This window comes from Nocardia sp. NPDC060220 (assembly GCF_042727815.1).
Lineage (GTDB): Bacteria > Actinomycetota > Actinomycetes > Mycobacteriales > Mycobacteriaceae > Nocardia.
Map to the genome: position 1 here is coordinate 1 of NZ_JBHWZY010001326.1, position 1,209 is coordinate 1,209.

General features: G+C 61.8%; 1 protein-coding gene and 1 pseudogene. Both read right to left on the bottom strand.

Going from position 1 to position 1,209, the window contains the following annotated elements:
* Positions 1-222, bottom strand: a pseudogene (locus ACFWF3_RS36455) (hypothetical protein); the annotation flags it as partial.
* Between the two features lie 39 nt (positions 223-261).
* On the bottom strand, positions 262-1,209 hold a 948-nt coding region (locus tag ACFWF3_RS36460; RefSeq protein WP_379318764.1), incomplete at its 5' end, for an acetyl-CoA carboxylase biotin carboxylase subunit family protein.

Here is a 1,209-nt window from a genome sequence, read left to right on the forward strand (position 1 = left end):
GTCGGTCCCGAGGAAAAGGCCCGCGGTCTCCAGCTTTTCGGCCCGTTCACGCACCGCCGCGCAACCACCGGGCAGCAGCAGCACCCGCCGCAGCGAGTCCATCACCCTGGGCAGCTTGACCTGCTTACCGAAATCGCCCGCGTCCGCGAGGGACTGTATGGCGTGGTCCACCGTGGCGAGACGCCGGTCCAAGCTCGCCGGGTCGTGGCCGTCCGGACTCAATCGCCGATCCCTTCGCACTCCGCTGCCCCTGGCAACGGATCAAATATAGAAGTCGAGCTCTTCTTGTCGCTTCAACAGATCCCGCAGAGTGTACGGGTCCTCGCCGAAGAAATAGAGCAGACCCCAATGATTACCGAATGCGGTGCGTTTGGTGACCTTTTCGGCCTGCGGCGCGGTGAGCTCGTGCGTCTCGAAGTAATCATGATCCTCGGTCTCGGGCGGCACCGACAGCCGACTGACCACACGTCGACGCGGATACACGCCGAAGCATCCGGCGTGGCCGGTGGCATCCACCACTTCCTTCGGGAAAAACGCGTCGATCTCCTCGTCGGTGGACTTCGGGTCGAACGCCAGTACCAGCGCGTGGTAGGCATTGAAACCATAGGTCCGTTCCAGCAGTTCGAACACCTTGAAACCCGGTGGCCGGTAGGCGACCTCGCCGAAATACATTTCCCCGTCGCTGGTGACGAAGTACTCGGGATGGATGAAGCCGAATTCGATGTCGAAGGTCTTGATCAGTTTTTCGACCTGCCGGGTGATCTCGGGCCGATATTTCTCGAGTTCCGGCGTCGCGGGCACGAACACCGAGTATCCGAGCGTCACGTACTCCGAGATGTTCAGGAAGCAGATGCGGCCGTTGTGGACCCAGGCCTCGACCGCGAACTCCCAGCCGTCCAGGTGCGATTCCATCAGCATCGGGAACTCGTCGTCGGGGATGAAGTCCACCTCGTCGGGGGTCCGGATGATCCGGTGACCGAGGCAGCCCGCCTTGTCGAACGCCTTGAGGTGAATCGGATCGTTGGGATCACCGTCGAGTTTCAGCAGGGTTTGATTGACCCGCTTCAGGAATCGGATCACGTCGTCGCGTTCGTGCGCCTCTTCGAAGATTCCGACCCGGATACCGCCGAGCTGCGCGCGCCGCTTCATCAACGACTTGTCACGCAGGAGCATCGACTGCCCGAGCAGGCGAGGATTGTCGAGCAGGAC